A 17750-nucleotide genomic window follows, 5' to 3' on the forward strand; every position below is an offset into this window, starting at 1 on the left:
TGCAAATCATAGCGCCCCCCGCATTTTCAGAGCGGTTAAAAACTGTCAAAATTTGGAACGTTTTCCCGCGGGACACACCGGAATTCGGCAATTGCCAGCGTCGACGGCGGCCGGCGCAAACACCGCACATCGCGTCATTGCCGACGATGGGCTACGTCACGCGATCGATGGAATTCGCGTCATGCATCTCGATGTGCCGAAATCAATCGCGCTACGTTTGCTAGCGCGAGATCCGCTTTAAGCCATGTGGCGGAAGGCAGCAGGAGTCGAACCTACCCAGGAGCGGCTGACGCCCCTAACCGGGTTTGAAGCCCGGCCGTACCACCGGATACGAATGCCTTCCGCAGGGAAAAAACCGAAAAGAACGACGAGCGCCTACGCCTGAACATCCACCCAACCGCTGTCAGGCCGCAGGTAGTGAAGATCGCGGCGGAAGCGAGTATACCCAACCCGATCGAAGAACTCGAGAATCTGGATCGCGCGCTTGCGACCGAGCCCCGTCGCATCGCGGAACGTCGCGGCATCGAGCCCGCCGCCGCGCAACGGTGCGAGATGCGCGACCAGTTCCGCCAGTTCGCGCATGACGTCCGCATGATAGAACAGGTCGCGCACGACCTGATGCACGTCGCCGCGCCGTGCGAGCTTGCGCAGCAGCACGCGCACCGCGTCCTCGGCCGCGCCGGTGTCGCGAGCCAGGTCGCGCACCCACGGCGGATCGAAGCGCCCCGCGTGGATCAGCGGCAGCAGTTGCTGCGCCAGCGCTTCCTCGCGCGGCTCGAGGTTCACGGAATGCGACGGCAAATGCAGCCACGGCCCGCTGCGCGCGACTTCGCCGCCCGCCACCAGCGCCTCGACGAGCGCGCGCCACAGCGCATCGCCGACGAGCGGCGCAGCCATCCGCCGCAAGCGTGCGGCGTCGAGCCCCTGCTCGTCGGGCATGCGCTCGTGGTGCGCGCGCAGCGTATCGACCGCCCGCGTCTGCAACGCACGCCAGTGCGCATGCGAAATCACCGCGCCTTCGTTCGACGCGGCATCGCGTTGTCCGATCGCCAGCGCATCGCCGGGCAACGCCAGCGCATCGGGCGCGAATCCCGTCAGATGCGTGAGTGTCGCGCGCGCAATGCCGAGCGGCGCTTGCGCGAGCAGCGCATCGAGGCGCCCTTCGTCGAGCCACGCCGCGAGCGCATCGAGCCACGCGCGGCGCGCAGGCGTGCGGCGCTTGCGCGCCGGCCCGAACGGATCGAGCACCCGGCCGCCGCCGACGGTGCGCGTCGCCTGCGGATTGCGGACGATGAAACGATCGCCCGGCAGCGCGAACACCGGCTCGTCGAACACCAGTTGCACGCGCATCCGCTGGCCGGCCGCGAGCGTGTCGCCGTCGAGCAACGCGACATGCGCCACGCGATGCAGCGTACCGAGATGCACGTGCAGCGGCGCCCAGTGGGTCAGCGTCAGCCCCGCGTCCGCGAGCAGCGTCAGGTCGACGTCCAGACGCGGCGACGTCGCGACGAGCCGCGCATCGGCGACGGTGTCGCCGCGCTCGACGTCGGCCTTGTCGACGCCGGCCAGGTTCAGCGCGCAACGCTCGCCCGCGCGGCCGGCCTCGACCGGCCGGTTCTGCGCATGGATGCTGCGCACGCGGGCGGCGTCGCCCGTGCGCACGATCGCGAGCGTGTCGCCCGTCGCGACGCGGCCCGCGAATGCGGTACCCGTCACGACGGTACCGTGCCCGGCGAGCGTAAACACGCGATCGACCGCGAGCCGGAACAGCCCGTCGTCGCGACGCGCACGCCACGCGATCGCCGCGTCGGCCAGGTGCTGCTTCAACGCGGCGACGCCCGGATCGTCGGCCACCGTGGCACGCGTTTCGAAGATCGGCACGCCGGCCAGCGTCGAATCGTGCAACCACGCAGCGATCTCGTCGCGCGCCTCGGCAACGCGCGCAGCATCGACGCGATCGCATTTCGTCAGCGCGACGGCGCCGTGCGTGACGCCGAGCAGTTGCAGGATCGCGAGATGCTCGCGCGTCTGCGGCATCACGCCGTCGTCCGCGGCAATCACGATGAGCGCGAAGTCGATGCCGCACGCGCCGGCCGCCATCGTATGAATCAGTTTCTCGTGGCCCGGCACGTCGATCAGGCCGAGCACGTCGCCGTTGTCGAGCGGCGTATACGCGTAGCCGAGCTCGATCGAGATGCCGCGTGCCTTCTCTTCCTTCAGCCGATCGGTGTCGACGCCCGTGAGCGCGCGTACGAGCGTGGTCTTGCCGTGGTCGATGTGTCCAGCGGTCCCGACGATCATGCGGCCGGCCCCGCGAGCGGCACGCATTGCGCGACGAATGCCGCTTCGTCGGCCGCTTCGAGGCAGCGCAGATCGAGCCGCAGCGCGTTGTCGGCCACGCGGCCGATCACCGGGCGCGGCCATTCGCGCAGGCGTTTTTCGAGCTGCACGAGCGCGCGGCCGCTGCGCTTGCCGTCCGCGGCGCGCACGACGAGCCCGGCGCTCGGCAACTGGTCGACCGGCAGCGCACCGCTGCCGATCTGGCTGAACATCGGCTCGACCGTCACGTCGAAACCGCTGCCGAGCGCCGCCTGCAGCACCGGGCGCATGCGTTCGGCGGCCTCGGCGATGTCGCGCTGCGGGCGCGTCAGCAATCGCAGCGTCGTGAGCCGGTCGCGCAGGAATTCGGGCGACCGGTACAGGCGCAGCACGGGTTCGAGCGCCGCGAGCGTCAGCTTGCCGACGCGCAGCGCACGTTTGAGCGGATGCTTCTTGATCTTCGCGATGAGCGCCCGATCGCCGACGATCAGGCCGGCTTGCGGGCCGCCGAGCAGCTTGTCGCCGCTGAACGTGACGACGTTCGCGCCGGCGGCGACGGTTTCCTGCACGGTCGTCTCGTGCGGCAAGCCCCATTGCGACAGGTCGGCCAGCGTGCCGCTGCCGAGATCGACGGCGACCGGCACCCCGTGCTCGCGCGCGAGCGGCGCGAGTTCGGCGAGCGTCGTCTCCTTCGTGAAGCCGCTGATCGCGTAGTTGCTGCAATGCACCTTCATCAGCAGCGCCGTGCGCGGACCGATCGCGTCCGCGTAGTCGCGCGGATGCGTGCGGTTGGTCGTGCCGACCTCGCGCAGCTTCGCGCCGGCACGGCTCATGATGTCGGGAATGCGAAACGCGCCGCCGATCTCGACCAGCTCGCCGCGCGACACGACCACTTCCCGCTTCGTCGCAAGCGCCGACAGCGTCAGCAGCACGGCCGCCGCATTGTTGTTGACGACGGTCGCGGCTTCCGCGCCCGTCAGTTCGCACAGCAGAGCGTCGATCAGGTCGTCGCGGTCGCCGCGGCGGCCGGTGGCGAGATCGAACTCGAGGTTGACGGGCCGCGTCAGCGCGTCGACCACGGCACGCACCGCGTCGTCGGGCAGCAACGCTCGCCCGAGGTTCGTGTGCAGCACGGTGCCGGTCAGGTTGAACACGGGGCGCACCGCCCCCGCGCTCTGTGCGGCCAACGCGTGCGCGACGGCCGCGGCGATGCGCGGCTCGTCGAGCGGTTCGGCCGCCGCGGGATCGTGCTGCGCCGCCGTGCGCCAGCGTTCCAGTTCGGCGCGCACGGCATTGAGCACGCGCGTGCGGCCATAGTCCGCGACGAGCGGCTGCAGCGGCGCCGACGACAGCACGCGCTCGACCGACGGCACGCGCGCCAGCACGGCATTCAATTCATTCACACCCGGTTCGGTCACGTCGTTGTAGCTCCAGTCTCATGCTCCGCAGTCGGCCGGGGCCGGCGCTCGCGCGCCGCCGCGGCCCCGTGCCGTCAGTCCGCTTCGCGCGGCACGTCGGGCCACAGCAGCGGGTTCGGCGAACTGCGCTGGTAGCCGGCTTCGTTCATCAGCAGGTCGAGCGTGAGGCTCGCGAGGTCGTCCGCCAGCGGCTCGAACTCGTAGTCCTTCTCCTGATAGCCGATCTTGCGATAGGTCTTGCACTCGTCGCACGATTCGGCCTTGACGGCTTCGCTGCCGCCTTCGATCCCGTGATACGCGATGCCCTTCGTCGAATCGCAGTGCGAGCACTTGGTGCGCACCATGTGCCACTCGGTCGTGCACAGCCCGCACTGCAGGAAACGGTAGCCTTGGTACTGGCCGCCGACCCGCACGACGCTCGCGACCGGATGCGTGCCGCACACCGGGCACAGCCCCGGCTGGTCGAGATACGGGACATCGGCCGGCGTCACACGGCTCGCGAGGTCCGTCCGCGCGACCTGCAGCGCGGCCATCAGGAACGGCGCGGTGGCCGGGTCGACCTCCGCGAAGCGCAGCGCGAGAATCGCATCGGCCTGCGCGTCGAGTTCGGCGGGCGCCGTCAGGCGCAGCCGGTCGAGCAGCTTCGCGAGCTGCGGATTGACGAGCCCGGCGCTTTCGACGCGATCGAGCAGTTCATACAGCACGGCGCGCCACCGCGAATCGCGCTGGCCGTCGAGCGCCGGCACGAGCGGCATCGAATGTTCCTGCGCGCGTGCGATCGCTTCCTTCGACGGCAGCGGCAGCTCCAGCGTCTGCAGCGTCGCGTGCTGCGCGTCGGCGACGGTGGCCATCAGCCGCAGATAGCCGCTGATCGGGTTCAGGTCGGCAAGCTTGCGCAGCCGCGCGGCGCGCGCCGCGAACGCGGTCGCACGCTCCGGCAGGCGAAAGCGCGGAATGGCCGAATGATCGAGTGCCGAGATCTCGGTCGGCTCCAGAATGCGTTGTGTCACGAAAATATCTTCCAAAAAACGAAGCGCCGACGAATCGGCGCTTTCGGGCGATTCCGGCGGTGGGCGGAACGATACGCCGCAATCGGCGTACCGCCCCGCTCCGCTGCGTCACTTCACGCTTTCACGGAACCACTTCGGGTGATGCTTGCGGGCCCAGCCCAGCGTGACGGTGCCCCGCACCATCGCGCCGATCGAACCCTTCACCCACAACGCCGCGTAAATGTGCACGATGATGCTCGCGATCAGCACGAAGGCCGCCACGGCATGCACGACAGCGGCCGCGCGGATGACCCCGATCGGGAAGTAGAACGAGAAATAGCGCCGCCAGATCACGACTCCCGACAGCAGGAGCAGCAGCAGGCACGCCACCAGCGTGAAGAATAGCAGCTTCTGCCCGGCGTTATAGCGCCCGACCGGCGGCAGCTTGTCTTCCCGGTTGGTCAGCACGTCGCCGATCTGCTTCAGCCACTGCCGGTCGTCCGCGTCGAGCGCATTGTGGTGCCAGAAGCGCACGACGAGGATCGCGAACGACACGAACATCACGAGGCCGACGAACGGATGCAGGATCCGCGTCCACTGGCCGCCGCCGAACAGCGCGGTGAGCCAGAACATCGACGGATGGAACAGCGCGAGCCCGGACAACGCGAGCAGCACGAACGTGATCGCGGTGATCCAGTGGTTCGTGCGCTCGTTCGGCGTGTAGCGGACGATCAGGTTGGGGTCGTCGTGACTCATTTCGCGTCCTCCTTGATGCGTCGCGCTTCGTCGCGCGCGGCGGCTTCCTCGTCGTCGGTGACCTCGTTCGGACCGACCCGCGTGTAGTGGAAGAACCCGGCCAGCGCGGTCAGCGCGAGGCCCGCGACCGCGAGCGGTTTCGCGATGCCCTTCCACAGCTTCACCATCGGGCTGATCGACGGATTGTCGGGCAGCCCGTGGTACAGCGACGGTTTGTCCGCGTGGTGCAGCACGTACATCACGTGCGTGCCGCCGACGCCCTGCGGGTCGTACAGCCCCGCATGCTCGAAGCCGCGCTCCTTCAGGTCCTCGATCCGCTCGGCCGCGTGCTGCTTCATGTCCTCCTTGGTGCCGAACACGATCGCGCCCGTCGGGCAGGTCTTCACGCAGGCCGGTTCCTGGCCGACCGCAACGCGGTCGGAACAGAGCGTGCACTTGTACGCGCGATGATCCTTCTTCGAGATCCGCGGCACGTTGAACGGGCAACCGGTCACGCAGTAGCCGCAACCGATGCAGTTCTCCTCGTGGAAATCGACGATCCCGTTGTTGTACTGCACGATCGCGCCCGGCGACGGACACGCCTTCAGACAGCCCGGATCCTCGCAGTGCATGCAGCCGTCCTTGCGGATCAGCCACTCGAGGTCGCCCGCCGGGTTCTCGTATTCGGAGAACCGCATGACCGTCCACGAATGCTCGGTCAGGTCGGCCGGGTTGTCGTACACGCCGACGTTGGTGCCGACTTCGTCGCGCAGGTCGTTCCATTCCATGCACGCCGTCTGGCATGCCTTGCAGCCGATGCACTTCGATACGTCGATCAGCTTCGCGACGCTCCCGGTCACCGGTTCGCGCACCGTGGGCGGTGGCGTCGTGGTGGCCGAGACCCGCTTGATATCCAGCGATTGCAATGCCATCTCTCCCCCTTACGCCTTTTCGACCTTCACCAGGAACGACTTGAATTCCGGTGTATAGGAGTTGCCGTCGCCCACGGACGGAGTCAGGGTATTGGCGAGATAGCCGGGCTTCGTCAGGCCCTTGAAGCCCCAGTGCAACGGGACGCCGACCGTCTGGACCTTCTTGCCGTCGATCGTCAGCGGCTTGATCCGCTTCGTGACGAGGGCGACCGCGACGATGTAGCCGCGCTTGGACGACACCTTCACGCGCTCGCCGTGCGCGACGCCGACTTCCTTCGCGAGGTCTTCGCCGATCTCGACGAATTGCTCGGGCTGGATGATCGAGTTCAGCCGCGCATGCTTGGTCCAGTAGTGGAAATGCTCGGTCAGCCGGTACGTCGTCGCGACGTGCGGGAACTCGGACGCCTTGCCGAACGATGCCCGGTCGTCCGGGAACACGCGGGCGGCCGGGTTGTTCAGCGCCAGCGGGTTGCCCGGGTGCAGCGGGTTCGCGGCGAGCGGCGTCTCGAACGGCTCGTAGTGCTCGGGGAACGGACCTTCGTTCATCCCCGCGCGGGCGAAGAAGCGCGCGACGCCTTCCGGGTTCATGATGAACGGTCCCATCCCGTTTTCGGGCGGTTCGTCCGCCTTGAAGTCCGGCACGTCGACGCCCTTCCACGCGCTGCCGTTCCAGCCGATCAGCTTGCGGGTCGGGTCGAACGGCTTGCCGGCGACGTCGCACGATGCGCGGTTGTACAGGATCCGCCGGTTCGCCGGCCACGCCCACGCCCAGTTCAGCGTCTGGCCGATGCCGGTCGGGTCGGCGTTGTCGCGCCGCGCCATCTGGTTGCCGGCCTGCGTCCACGCGCCGCAGAAGATCCAGCAGCCGCTCGCGGTCGTGCCGTCGTCCTTCAGTTGCGCGAACGCGGCGAGCTGCTCGCCCTTCTTCACGAGCGTCTTCGCCGGATCCTTCGGATCGGGCAGATCGGCGAGCGCTTTGCCGTTGAACTCCATCGCCAGTTCCTCGGGCGTCGGGCTTTCCGGGTTCGCGTACGGCCAGGTCAGGTTCACGATCGGGTCCGGGTACTTGCCGCCGTCCTTCTGGTACATCGTGCGCATGCGCAGGAACAGCCCCGACATGATCTCGAGGTCGCTCTTCGCTTCGCCCGGCGGCTCGGCGCCCTTCCAGTGCCACTGCAGCACGCGGCTCGAACTCACGAGCGAGCCGTTTTCCTCCGCGAAGCAGGTGGTCGGCAGGCGGAACACCTCGGTCTGGATCTTCGACGCATCGACGTCGTTGTAATCGCCGTGATGCTTCCAGAACTCGGACGTCTCGGTCGCGAGCGGATCCATGATCACGAGCCACTTCAGCTTCGCGAGACCTGCCGCCGTCTTCACCTTCGACGGCGCCGCCGCGAGCGGATTGAAGCCCTGGCAGATGTAGCCGTTCATCTTGCCGGCATTCATCAGCTCGATCGCCTGCAGCAGGTCGTACTGCTTGTCCAGCTTCGGCAGGTAGTCGTAGGCCCAGTTGTTCTCGGCGGTGGCCGCGTCGCCCCACCACGCCTTCATGAAGCTGACGTGGAATGCCTTGTAATTCTTCCAGTAGCTCAACTGGTTCGGCCGCAGCGGCAGTTGCACGCGCTTCTTGATGTACGCGTCGAAGTCCTGCTCGGCCTGCATCGGCAGCGTCATGTAGCCCGGCAGCAGGTTCGACATCAGCCCGAGGTCGGTCAGCCCCTGGATGTTCGAGTGGCCGCGCAGCGCGTTCATCCCGCCGCCGGCGATGCCGATGTTGCCGAGCAGCAGCTGCACCATCGCGCCGGTGCGGATGATCTGCGCGCCGATCGAGTGGTGGGTCCAGCCGAGCGCGTACAACACCGTGCCGGCGCGGCCGGGAACGGCCGTGGTCGCGAGCATCTCGCACACCTTCAGGAACTTGTCCTTCGGCGTGCCGCACGTCTGCTGGACCATGTCCGGCGTATAGCGCGCGTAGTGCTGCTTCAGCAGGTTGTAGACGCAGCGCGGATGCTGCAGCGTCGGGTCGACCTTCACGAAACCGTCGTCGCCGCGCTCGTAGTCCCAGCTCGATTTGTCGGGGTACGCGTGCTTCTCGGCGTCGTAGCCGGAATAGATGCCGTCGTTGAACGCGAAATCCTCGCGCACGATGAACGAGAAGTCCGTGTAGTTCTTCACGTACTCATGCTGGATCTTGTCGTTCGTCAGCAGGTAATTGATGACGCCGCCCAGGAAGACGATGTCGGTGCCGGTGCGGATCGGCGCGTAGTAATCGGCCACCGAGGCCGTACGCGTGAAGCGCGGGTCGACGACGATCAGCCGCGCCTTGCGGTGCGCCTTCGCCTCCGTTACCCACTTGAAACCGCACGGATGGGCCTCGGCTGCATTGCCGCCCATCACGAGAATCACGTCCGCGTTCTTGATGTCGACCCAATGGTTCGTCATCGCTCCACGGCCAAACGTCGGGGCAAGACCTGCCACCGTCGGGCCATGTCAGACACGCGCCTGATTGTCGAATGCGAGCATCCCGAGACTGCGGATGGTCTTGTGCGTCAGGTAGCCGACCTCGTTGCTGCCCGCCGACGCGGCCAGCATGCCGGTCGTGAGCCAGCGGTTGACCTTTGCGCCATCTTCGGCCGTCTCGACGAAGTTCGCGTCGCGGTCGGCCTTCATCAGCTTCGCGATGCGGTCGAGCGCGTCGTTCCACGAGATGGGTTCCCACTTGTCCGAGCCGGGCGCACGATACTCGGGATGCGTGAGGCGGTTCGGGCTGTGGATGAAGTCGATCAGGCTCGCGCCCTTCGGGCACAGCGTGCCGCGATTGACGGGGTGGTCGGGATCGCCTTCGATGTGGATGATGCTCGGCTGCGCATTCTTCGCCCCGTCGCCGAGGCTGTACATCAGGATGCCGCAACCCACCGAGCAGTAAGGACAGGTGTTGCGCGTTTCGACTGTGCGCGCCAGTTTGTACTGTCGGACCTCGGCCAGCGCGTCGGACGGAGAAAAGCCCATCAGGGCAAGACTCGATCCGGCAAGCGACGTGGCCGTCACCTTCAGGAACTGGCGCCGGGACATTTGTAGCATGGCGGTCTCGGCGTTATTGTGGGGTGGGGTGAAACTGAAAGGAATTATAGACAGTTCAGGCAACTATGATCGAATCCTCGGATCAATACCGATTTGTCCGACTAACTGCGATGATCCGCGTTCCGCGCGCAACCGAACCGTCATGAAACGACAGATCACTTCCGAAGCCACCCGTCTCGCCCAGCAGCAAGCCAACTGGGCCCTCACCGCGTTCAAGCGCTTCTCGTCCGACCGCTGTTCCGCGATGGCCGCGGGCATCGCGTTTTTCTCCGCGTTCTCGCTCGCGCCGACCCTCGTGATGGTGATCGCGGTGGCCGGCTGGTTCTACGGCGACGATGCCGCGCGCGGCCAGGTGTTCGAACAGGCGCACCAGTTGATCGGCGACGACGCGGCGGCCAGTATCCAGACGATCGTGCAGAACGCGCACCGCGCGGGCGAGCGCGGCGGCCTCGCCACGCTGATCTCGTTCGCCGCGCTCGCGATCGGCGCATCGGCCACGTTCGCGTCGCTCAGCGCGGCGCTCAGCGTGATCTGGCCGGCCACCGAAAGCCGCTGGTCGAGCATGCTCGGGCTGGTGCGAGTGAGGCTGATCTCGTTCGGGCTCGTGCTCGGCGTCGCGTTCCTGCTGATCGTGTCGCTCGTGCTCGACACCGCGATCACCTTCATCGGCACGTGGCTGCTGGGCAATTCGCCGTACGTGGTCGTCACGAACTTCGTGCAGTTCTTCGTCGGCATCGCGGTGCTCGCGGCCGCGTTCGCGTCGTTGATGAAATTCCTGCCCGATGCGCGCGTCGCGTGGCGCGACGCCGCGATCGGCGGCGTCGTGTCGGCGATCCTGTTCTCCGGCGGCAAGAAGCTGTTCGCGCTGTATCTCGCGCATGCGGGCACCGCGAGTGCGTTCGGCGCGGCCGGATCGTTCGCGGTCCTGCTGATGTGGCTGTACTTCTCCGCGATCGTGCTGCTGCTCGGCGCGGAGTTCGCGGCCGCCCGCGGCGATGCGCATCGGGCGGCCGAGCATGCGGCACCGGCTGCGTCCGCTCAAGTCGCCCATCAAGCCGGTCAAGCCGAGCATCGCCCGCGCGACAACTGATTTGCCCGCCCGCTGAAAAACGCCGCGCATCGATCTCGCGGCGGCCCCGGCACACCCGCTCGCGGCTTTGCAGTCCCGACGTCCGCCGCGCATACGTGCGGCGCCGGCGCGTTCTCGACACGTCGACGCGCACGCACCTGCAATCGCAAACGTTTGCACACCCTCGTTTTCCTGCCGCAACGGGCCGAAACAGGGGGGCTGCCGGCATGCGCATCAACTATTGAAACAATCGCGGCGCAGCAATTGTCAACTATTTCATAAACAGGAACAGTCGTTGATGTGCTTGATATATATGGACTTTTTCCCGCTGTTACCTTTTCGAGACACTTTATTTTTTAAGCTTTCTTGCGTGTATGGCACTGAGCTATTCTCCAATCCGCAACAAATAACGATGAATCACTTGCGTGGAGAAACTCAACGATGAAGAAACTTGCTCTCTCGACCCTCTCGCTCGCCCTGCTGGGCGCGGCCGGCGCTGCTCAAGCTCAGTCGAGCGTGACGCTGTACGGCGTGATCGACACGTCGATCACCTATGTTCACGGCAACGATGGTCAAGGTAACAATTCGTGGTCGATGGGTAGCGGCAACCTGCAAGGCAGCCGCTTCGGCCTGAAGGGTTCGGAAGACCTCGGTGGCGGCCTGAAGGCGATCTTCCAGTTGGAAAACGGCTTCAACTCGGCATCGGGTGCACTGGGCCAGGGTGGCCGCATGTTCGGTCGCCAGGCTTTCGTCGGTCTGCAAAGCGACCAGTACGGTACGCTGACGCTGGGTCGCCAGTACGACCCGCTCGTCGACCTGGTTCAGGCAGTCACGGCTGACAACTACTTCGGCAGCGTGTTCGCCACGCCGGGCGACGTCGACAACAACGACAACAGCCTGCGCGTCAGCAACGCGATCAAGTACACGTCGCCGGTCTGGGCAGGCCTGCAGGTCGAGGCGATGTACGCGCTCGGCGGCGTCGCCGGCGCAACCGGCAAGGGTCAGACGTGGGCGGCAGCTGCAGCGTACAACAACGGCCCGCTCGGCCTGGCTGCAGGTTACTTCCACGCGAACAACTCGGCTCCGCTGAGCGCAACCGGCCAGCGCACCGGCTGGGCAGGCACGTCGGACGCGATCTTCGACGGCTCGGGCGCGTTCATCAACAACGCGTACACGTCGGCATCGTCGATCGGCATCGCGCAAGTCGCTGGCCAGTATGCATTCGGCCCGGTGACGTTCGGCCTCGGCTACAGCAACGCGCAGTACAAGGCGGATGCGAACTCGGGCTTCGGCACGAACCAGAAGTACAACACGGGCCGCGCATTCGTCACGTACCAGGCATCGGCACCGCTGCTGCTGGGCGTCGGCTACATCTACACGAAGGGTAGCGGCCAGACGGACGCCAAGTACCACCAGGTTTCGCTCGGCGCGGACTACTCGCTGTCGAAGCGTACGGACATCTACCTGGTTGGCGCATACCAGCACGCAAGCGGCCACAACGCCGACGGCAGCGATGCGCAAGCGTCGGTCGGCTCGTACGGCATCGCCGGCAAGAGCTCGCAGGAAATCGTCGCACTCGGCCTGCGTCACAAGTTCTAAAAACGAAGTATCCGGCGGCATGGCGTCTCCGACGCGTTGCCGCCGACCTGGAAAGCCAGCCCCGGTTTCGGCCGCGGCTGGCTTTTTTTCGTCCGGCGCCGGTCGGCGGAGCCGACATCGCATGCCGCCGCCACCGCGGCAAAGCCGGGCCCCGACATAGGTCGGTGGCCCGGCAGAGGCACCTGGCGGCTGCAATGCCCCCGCAACGCCGTTTTCCCTGTCCGGAGAGGTCGCCGTTTCTCCGTAGGACGACTACCATCCGCACAGCCGGCGTCGCCCGGCTCGACCGATGCGGAATTTGTTCGCGCCGCGCGTCGATTCCGGCAAGCGTCGTCCGTCGTATCGACGGCGGCACACGGTTTGCCCCGGACCCATACAGACAGGAGACTCGTCATGACGATTCAGAAGATCACGCCTTTTCTCTGGTATTCGACGGAAGCCGAAGAAGCAGCGGCCTTCTATGCCGGCATCTTTCCGGATTCGCGCATCGTGCGCGTCACGGCGGTGCCCGGCACCGACGGCACGCGGATGGTCGAATTCGAGTTGTTCGGGCAGCCGTTCCTTGCGATGAGCCATCCGCGCACGGAGACGTTCAACCACGCGATCTCGCTGCTCGTCAGTTGCGCGGACCAGGCGGAACTCGACCGCTACTGGAGCGCCCTGCTCGACAACGGCGGCACGGCCGACGGCTGCGGCTGGCTGAGGGATCGTTACGGCGTGTCGTGGCAGATCGTTCCGGAAGCGCTCATCCCGATGATGGCCGATCGCGACGCGGTCAAGGCGGGGCGCGTGGCCGCCGCGATGATGCAGATGACCAAGTTCGACGACGCCGCGCTGAAGGCCGCCTTCGCGGGCACGGCGGGCTGACGACGGGCGGCGGCCAGCGCTCGCGCGACGCCGCGCCGGGTCGCCGGCATGCAGTCCGGCCGACGGTTCGCGCATGGAGTCGGCTCGCGCGCGTTCGCTATCCGCGGCTGGCCGCTCAACCGGTAGCGCGCATCGTCGGCGCCGATGCTATCGCGACAGCATCGACTCGACCGTCCGCCGCGCGTAGCCGATGAATTCGGCCAGCGGCTCGTCCGACAGGATCGCCGCGCCCGCTTCGCCATCGAGATAGGCGGCACGCGCAGCCGCTACGACCGGCCGGCGCGCGTCCGGCAAGCGCTCCAGCACCCACGTCGCGGCGACGTCCTTCGACGCGATCCCGCCGGTCGCGGCGCTGTACCAGATGCGTGCGAGCGCGAGCACGACGTTGCACGCGTCGCCGCGCCAGTCGCCTGCCACTGCGCAACGGTGGCGAGCAGCGCGGCGGCGAAGTCGCGCGCGGGCGCCGGCTCGAACAGCACGTTCGCGGGCGGCCCGACCAGCGCGACACCGTGCTGTCGCGCCTTCGTCAGCAGGATCGCCAGATCGTGATCGACCCGTGGCGGCTCGACGATGCCGGTTTCCGGAACGCGGCGCAGCCATGCGCCGAATTGCAGTTCGCGTCGCGCCGGATGACGCCACGGCATCACGTCGCCGTGCGCGATGACGGTGACCTCCAGTGCACGCATGCCGCCGCTACCGGGCGGCGCCGACACGCCGAGCAGATCCGACATCGGCGCGCGGCGCGCCGCTTCGTCCGGGCGCACCGCGACCGTCACCAGCAAATCGATGTCGCTGCGCGGTTTCAGGCCGCCATCGAGCGCCGATCCGAACAGGTGGATCGCTTGCAGCATCGCACCGAACCGCCGTTCGATCGCGGCGCGCGCAGCGGCGACCTGGCCGGCGATGTCGTGCGCGATGGTCTCGGTCACGACGGCAAACCCGCGATGCGCTCGCTACGGAACGCGACGAAACAACGCGTCGCACGCATGAAGGTTGCCGCTCGGCGATGCGGATGCAGATGCGAATGCGCGGCATGCGACCCGCTGCCCGTCGTGCGTCGGGCAACCGCTCGTCGCCACGCCGGCGGTTTGCTGCCGCGCGATTTACGCAGCGCAATAAAAATCCCCGCACGCTGTCGCGTACGGGGATCGCGGGACATCGCAACGGCTGCCGACTTGCATTCGGCAGTCGTTGCGCGGCATTACGCTGCCGCGTCCTTCAGCTTCTTCAGCGCACGTGCCTTCACGCGCACGCTGGCCGGCTTCGCCGGGAACCAACGCTCTTCGCCCGTGAACGGATCCTTGCCGAAGCGCTTCTTCTTCGCCGGCACGACTTGTGCCGTGATCTTCAGCAGACCCGGCAGCGTGAACTCGCCTGCGCCCTTCTTGTGAACCGAGCCCAGCACGACGTTCTCGAGTGCGACGAGCACTGCCTTGACCGCCTTCACTTCGACAGCTGCGCGCTCAGCGATGTGCGTTGCGAGCGATGCCTTCGTGAACTTGTCCTTCAGCGGCGTCGGAGCAGCCGGTGCTGCCTTCGCGACAGCCTTCTTGGCCACTACTTTCTTCGCGGGCGCAGCCTTTTTGGCAGCCACTTTCTTGGTGGCCGGTGCGGCAGCCTTCTTGGCCACCTTTTTTGCGGAAGTCGCCATGTTTCTCCTACCAGGTGTGGTCGTTGGATACACGAAGCGTGCAACGCGCGCGCTTCAACGCCGGATTCTACAAGCGCCTTGACGCTTCGTGCAGTACTTTTATGCGTTTTCACGGGGTTTCCCGCAGGTTTTGTTGCGCGCGACCGACTTCATCGACGCTCGAGGGTCCGTTTTACGCAGGGAGCGCACATGCGCAAACCGCCCCTCACGTCGAAAAACGCCTTCACGTATACGTCCGAACGCGAATTACGTTCGATATTTGCGCACCTATACTGGGCTCGCTCAATGCCCGGATGCCTCCATGCGCGAAGTCAGATACGTCAAAGGACTCGACGGCCTGCGAGCCCTCGCCGTCATCCTCGTTTTCCTGTCCCACAAGGGCCATGTCCTTGCCGTCGACGTCGGCAAGCTCGGCGTGTGGACGTTTTTCCTCATCAGCGGATTCCTGATCGTCGGCGAGCTGCATCGCAACCGCCAGGCGGTCGAGCGCGGCACCATGACGCGCCGCCACGCGCTGGCGCTGTTCCTCGCGAAGCGCGCGCTGCGGATCTTTCCCGTGTATTACCTGCTGCTCGCGGCGCTCGCGATCGCGCACGCGCTGTTCTACCAGCGCGGCGTCAACCTCGGGCTCGCGTGGCACGCGGCGTTCCTGTCGAATTACTGGATCGGCGTCGTCAAGGACGGCTGGCCGGGCTCCACGTCGCACTTCTGGAGCCTCGCCGTTGAACAGCAGTTCTATCTGATCGCCCCGCTCGCGCTGCTCGCGGTGCCCGCCGCGCGACACGTCGCGCTCGGCGTCGCGGCCGTCGCGCTGTGCGCGCTCGCGCATCTCGCGCTCTACCTGTCGGACGCGTCGCCGGTGCTGATCTACGCGTTTTCCCCGTGGAATTTCGCGTTGATCGCGCTCGGCGGCGTCGGCGCGATGGCGCTCGCCGATCGCGGCGCGGCCGCCGCGCGCCGCGTGCCGCCCGGCTGGCTCGGCGCGGCCGGCGTCGCGTTCTTCCTCGTGCTGCCCGCCTGCACGGCGTTGCCCGATGCGGTCGCGGGGCTCGCGGATCTCGGCCTGTCCGCGTCGCTCGGCGCGCTGATGCTGTGGATCGTCAGCGAGCCCGAGCATCCGGTCGTCGCGCTGCTCGACTGGGCGCCGCTCGTCTATCTCGGCACGATCAGCTACGGCTTCTATCTGTTCCACAACCTGATTCCGGCGCGCTTCGGCGTGCTGCCCGCGTCCTTTGCGCACGTGCCGATACCGGACATCGTCCGCGACGCGCTGCCGGAAGTGCTGCAATTCGCGCTCGCCGTGCTGCTCGCGCACCTGTCCTGGCGTTATCTCGAAAAGCGGCTGCTCGACTTCAAGAAGCCGATCGCCGCGATGCTGGCCCGGCACTTCGCCGCGCAGCCGAGCGCGTCGCCGCGCTGAGCGGCACACGGACGCGGCACGCGGCGGACGCCGAATCGCAACGCCGCGATACCGGCGATGAAGTCGGCGGCCGATGGCATCGCAGCCCACGTTGCGTCATCGGGCAACGTCCACGCGCGCGTCATGCATGCCGCGCAACCCGTCCACCGATCCGGTCACGCGATGCATGCTTCGACACCGGTTTCACGCGCGACGTCCCGCGTCATCGGCACATTTCGCGCGCCGCGCGGCGCCGCCCTCCGCACATTGCCGGCACCACATGCAGGCGTCGCGCACCAGGCTCGTGCACGCGCAAACACAAAAAAGCCCCGGCGCGCGAGCGGCCGGGGCCAACGGAACAACCACCACCTGAAACGACGGAGCGCGCGGCCGCTTAAGCGACGGCAGCCAGCGCGGGCAAGCAGGTACGCAGGTACGCCTCGAATTCGCGGCTCACTTCCGGATGCTGGAGCGCGAGCTCGACGGTAGCCTTCAGATAGCCGATCTTGCTGCCGCAGTCGAAACGTGTACCGTAGTAGCGGTACGCGAGCACCTGCTCGTTCGCGAGCAGCGACTGGACGGCGTCGGTGAGCTGCAGTTCGCCGCCCGCGCCCGGCTTGAGCTTGCGCAGATGATCGAAGATCGTCGGCATGAACACGTAGCGGCCGACCACACCGAGATTCGACGGCGCGTCCTCGGGCGCCGGCTTCTCGATGATGCCCGACAGCTTGATGATGTCCTCTTCCCACTCCCGGCCTTCGACGACGCCGTACGAGCGGCTGTCCTCGCGCGGGATCGTCTCGACCCCGATCACCGAGCTGTGATAGTGGTCGAACACGTCGACGAGCTGCTTGAGCACCGGCTGTTCGCCGTGCAGCAGGTCGTCGGCGAGGACCACCGCGAACGGCTCGCCGTGCACGAGCTTCTCCGCGCACAACACCGCGTGGCCGAGACCGAGCGCTTCCGGCTGGCGCACGTAGAAGCAGTTGACGTGGCTCGGCTTGATGCTGCGCACGAGTTCGAGCAGCTTTTCCTTGCCGCGCGCCTCGAGCTCGGCCTCGATCTCGTACGACTTGTCGAAATGATCCTCGATCGCGCGCTTGCTGCGCCCGGTCACGAAGATCATCTCGGTGATGCCGGCGTTGATCGCTTCCTCGACCGCGTACTGAATCAGCGGCTTGTCGACGACGGGCAACATTTCCTTCGGGCTCGCCTTCGTTGCCGGGAGGAACCGCGTGCCGAGACCGGCAACGGGGAACACGGCCTTGGTGACTTTCAACATGTTCGCATCCTGATAGCGTTGACTGCGCCGCGTCGACCCGCGACCCGGCGCGATTGTGTTCCGAACGGCATATCGAGAATCGACGGTACTGCCAATTCCACTCCGCTCATTTTCGATATGGACTGATTGCCCAATTATTTCGGAAAAAATATAATCACTTCAATCCGGTCGATATTGCCGAACCGATTGCCGAAGCAGAAACAAATTACCGATTTCCCGGATACAAATTCTTACGATTCGAATTCCTCGATATAGGGCACGCCGCCCCGCTCGAGGCCCGGGCGGATCGGTTCGTTCTTCAGCGCCTCGCGGTACGCCGACAGCACGGCCATGACCAACAGTACTGCAGCGCTCGCGATCCAATGCATGTCCATCTTGCCGCTCCTTGCATCAATCAACTGGAGCTTCA

The 17750-nt window shown here is 66.5% G+C and carries 13 protein-coding genes, 1 tRNA gene and 1 pseudogene; 4 read left to right on the plus strand and 11 right to left on the minus strand.

The features are described from left to right. Window positions 1-247: 247 nt before the first annotated feature. From WS95_RS05765 to fdnG, 7 genes are all read right to left on the minus strand, one after another. Window positions 248-343 (minus strand) — tRNA-Sec (locus tag WS95_RS05765). A gap of 32 nt (window positions 344-375) precedes the next feature. Then, the gene (gene selB / locus WS95_RS05770; protein ID WP_059822827.1) at window positions 376-2301 is read right to left on the minus strand and encodes a selenocysteine-specific translation elongation factor; all 1926 of its coding nucleotides are present in this window, start codon (window positions 2299-2301) and stop codon (window positions 376-378) included. Beyond that, window positions 2298-3737, minus strand: a complete 1440-nt coding sequence (gene selA / locus WS95_RS05775) for an L-seryl-tRNA(Sec) selenium transferase (RefSeq protein WP_034205140.1) — start codon at window positions 3735-3737, stop codon at window positions 2298-2300. The genes selB and selA overlap by 4 nt, the downstream gene beginning before the upstream one ends. A gap of 74 nt (window positions 3738-3811) precedes the next feature. Then, a complete protein-coding gene (fdhE, locus tag WS95_RS05780; protein WP_179950168.1) occupies window positions 3812-4747 on the minus strand; it encodes a formate dehydrogenase accessory protein FdhE in 936 nt (311 codons plus the stop codon). 108 nt (window positions 4748-4855) lie between these two features. Further along, window positions 4856-5482 (minus strand): formate dehydrogenase subunit gamma, encoded by a 627-nt coding sequence (locus WS95_RS05785; RefSeq protein WP_059783954.1) that lies wholly within the window; start codon window positions 5480-5482, stop codon window positions 4856-4858. Beyond that, the gene (gene fdxH / locus WS95_RS05790; RefSeq protein ID WP_059783956.1) at window positions 5479-6393 is read right to left on the minus strand and encodes a formate dehydrogenase subunit beta; all 915 of its coding nucleotides are present in this window, start codon (window positions 6391-6393) and stop codon (window positions 5479-5481) included. The genes WS95_RS05785 and fdxH overlap by 4 nt, the downstream gene beginning before the upstream one ends. Before the next feature lie 9 nt (window positions 6394-6402). After that, the gene (fdnG, locus tag WS95_RS05795; RefSeq protein WP_082746849.1) at window positions 6403-9474 is read right to left on the minus strand and encodes a formate dehydrogenase-N subunit alpha; all 3072 of its coding nucleotides are present in this window, start codon (window positions 9472-9474) and stop codon (window positions 6403-6405) included. Window positions 9475-9616: 142 nt separating this feature from the next. On the opposite strand from fdnG, the gene WS95_RS05805 reads away from it, so the two are divergent. From WS95_RS05805 to WS95_RS05815, 3 genes are all read left to right on the plus strand, one after another. After that, the gene (locus WS95_RS05805; RefSeq protein WP_059822741.1) at window positions 9617-10564 is read left to right on the plus strand and encodes a YihY/virulence factor BrkB family protein; all 948 of its coding nucleotides are present in this window, start codon (window positions 9617-9619) and stop codon (window positions 10562-10564) included. Window positions 10565-10984: 420 nt separating this feature from the next. Further along, complete coding sequence (locus WS95_RS05810; protein ID WP_059783960.1) at window positions 10985-12142, plus strand: porin; 1158 nt, start codon at window positions 10985-10987, stop codon at window positions 12140-12142. 393 nt (window positions 12143-12535) lie between these two features. Then, complete coding sequence (locus WS95_RS05815) at window positions 12536-13009, plus strand: VOC family protein (RefSeq protein ID WP_059822743.1); 474 nt, start codon at window positions 12536-12538, stop codon at window positions 13007-13009. 147 nt (window positions 13010-13156) lie between these two features. Here WS95_RS05815 and WS95_RS05820 read toward each other — a convergent pair. After that, a pseudogene (locus WS95_RS05820) lies at window positions 13157-13938 on the minus strand (aminoglycoside adenylyltransferase family protein). 272 nt (window positions 13939-14210) lie between these two features. Continuing rightward, entirely contained in the window at window positions 14211-14660 is a 450-nt protein-coding gene (locus tag WS95_RS05825; protein ID WP_011548077.1) for an HU family DNA-binding protein, read from the minus strand. 301 nt (window positions 14661-14961) lie between these two features. Between WS95_RS05825 and WS95_RS05830 the strand changes: the two genes are divergently transcribed. Next, on the plus strand, window positions 14962-16080 hold the full coding sequence (locus WS95_RS05830) for an acyltransferase family protein (RefSeq protein WP_034205149.1): 1119 nt from the start codon (window positions 14962-14964) through the stop codon (window positions 16078-16080). Between the two features lie 373 nt (window positions 16081-16453). On the opposite strand, the gene galU is transcribed toward WS95_RS05830, so the two are convergent. Together galU and WS95_RS35295 are read right to left on the minus strand one after the other, a co-directional pair. Beyond that, window positions 16454-17341, minus strand: coding sequence for a UTP--glucose-1-phosphate uridylyltransferase GalU (gene galU, locus WS95_RS05835; protein ID WP_034205150.1), 888 nt, complete (start codon window positions 17339-17341; stop codon window positions 16454-16456). A 230-nt stretch (window positions 17342-17571) separates the two neighbouring features. Continuing rightward, window positions 17572-17715: a hypothetical protein gene (locus WS95_RS35295; protein ID WP_006479318.1), complete on the minus strand. Its 144-nt coding sequence runs from the start codon at window positions 17713-17715 to the stop codon at window positions 17572-17574. Between the last annotated feature and the right edge of the window lie 35 nt (window positions 17716-17750).

It is taken from the genome of Burkholderia sp. MSMB1826, from assembly GCF_001526325.1.
Lineage (GTDB): Bacteria > Pseudomonadota > Gammaproteobacteria > Burkholderiales > Burkholderiaceae > Burkholderia.

Excerpts from the sequence above, each read along its gene's own strand:
- WS95_RS05785 (WP_059783954.1), bottom strand. The coding sequence starts at position 5,482 with ATGAGTCACGACGACCCCAACCTGATCGTCCGCTACACGCCGAACGAG.
- WS95_RS05825 (WP_011548077.1), bottom strand. The coding sequence starts at position 14,660 with ATGGCGACTTCCGCAAAAAAGGTGGCCAAGAAGGCTGCCGCACCGGCC.
- WS95_RS05830 (WP_034205149.1), top strand. The coding sequence starts at position 14,962 with ATGCGCGAAGTCAGATACGTCAAAGGACTCGACGGCCTGCGAGCCCTC.
- galU (WP_034205150.1), bottom strand. The coding sequence starts at position 17,341 with ATGTTGAAAGTCACCAAGGCCGTGTTCCCCGTTGCCGGTCTCGGCACG.
- WS95_RS05810 (WP_059783960.1), top strand. The coding sequence starts at position 10,985 with ATGAAGAAACTTGCTCTCTCGACCCTCTCGCTCGCCCTGCTGGGCGCG.
- fdxH (WP_059783956.1), bottom strand. The coding sequence starts at position 6,393 with ATGGCATTGCAATCGCTGGATATCAAGCGGGTCTCGGCCACCACGACG.
- WS95_RS05815 (WP_059822743.1), top strand. The coding sequence starts at position 12,536 with ATGACGATTCAGAAGATCACGCCTTTTCTCTGGTATTCGACGGAAGCC.
- WS95_RS05805 (WP_059822741.1), top strand. The coding sequence starts at position 9,617 with ATGAAACGACAGATCACTTCCGAAGCCACCCGTCTCGCCCAGCAGCAA.
- selB (WP_059822827.1), bottom strand. The coding sequence starts at position 2,301 with ATGATCGTCGGGACCGCTGGACACATCGACCACGGCAAGACCACGCTC.
- WS95_RS35295 (WP_006479318.1), bottom strand. The coding sequence starts at position 17,715 with ATGGACATGCATTGGATCGCGAGCGCTGCAGTACTGTTGGTCATGGCC.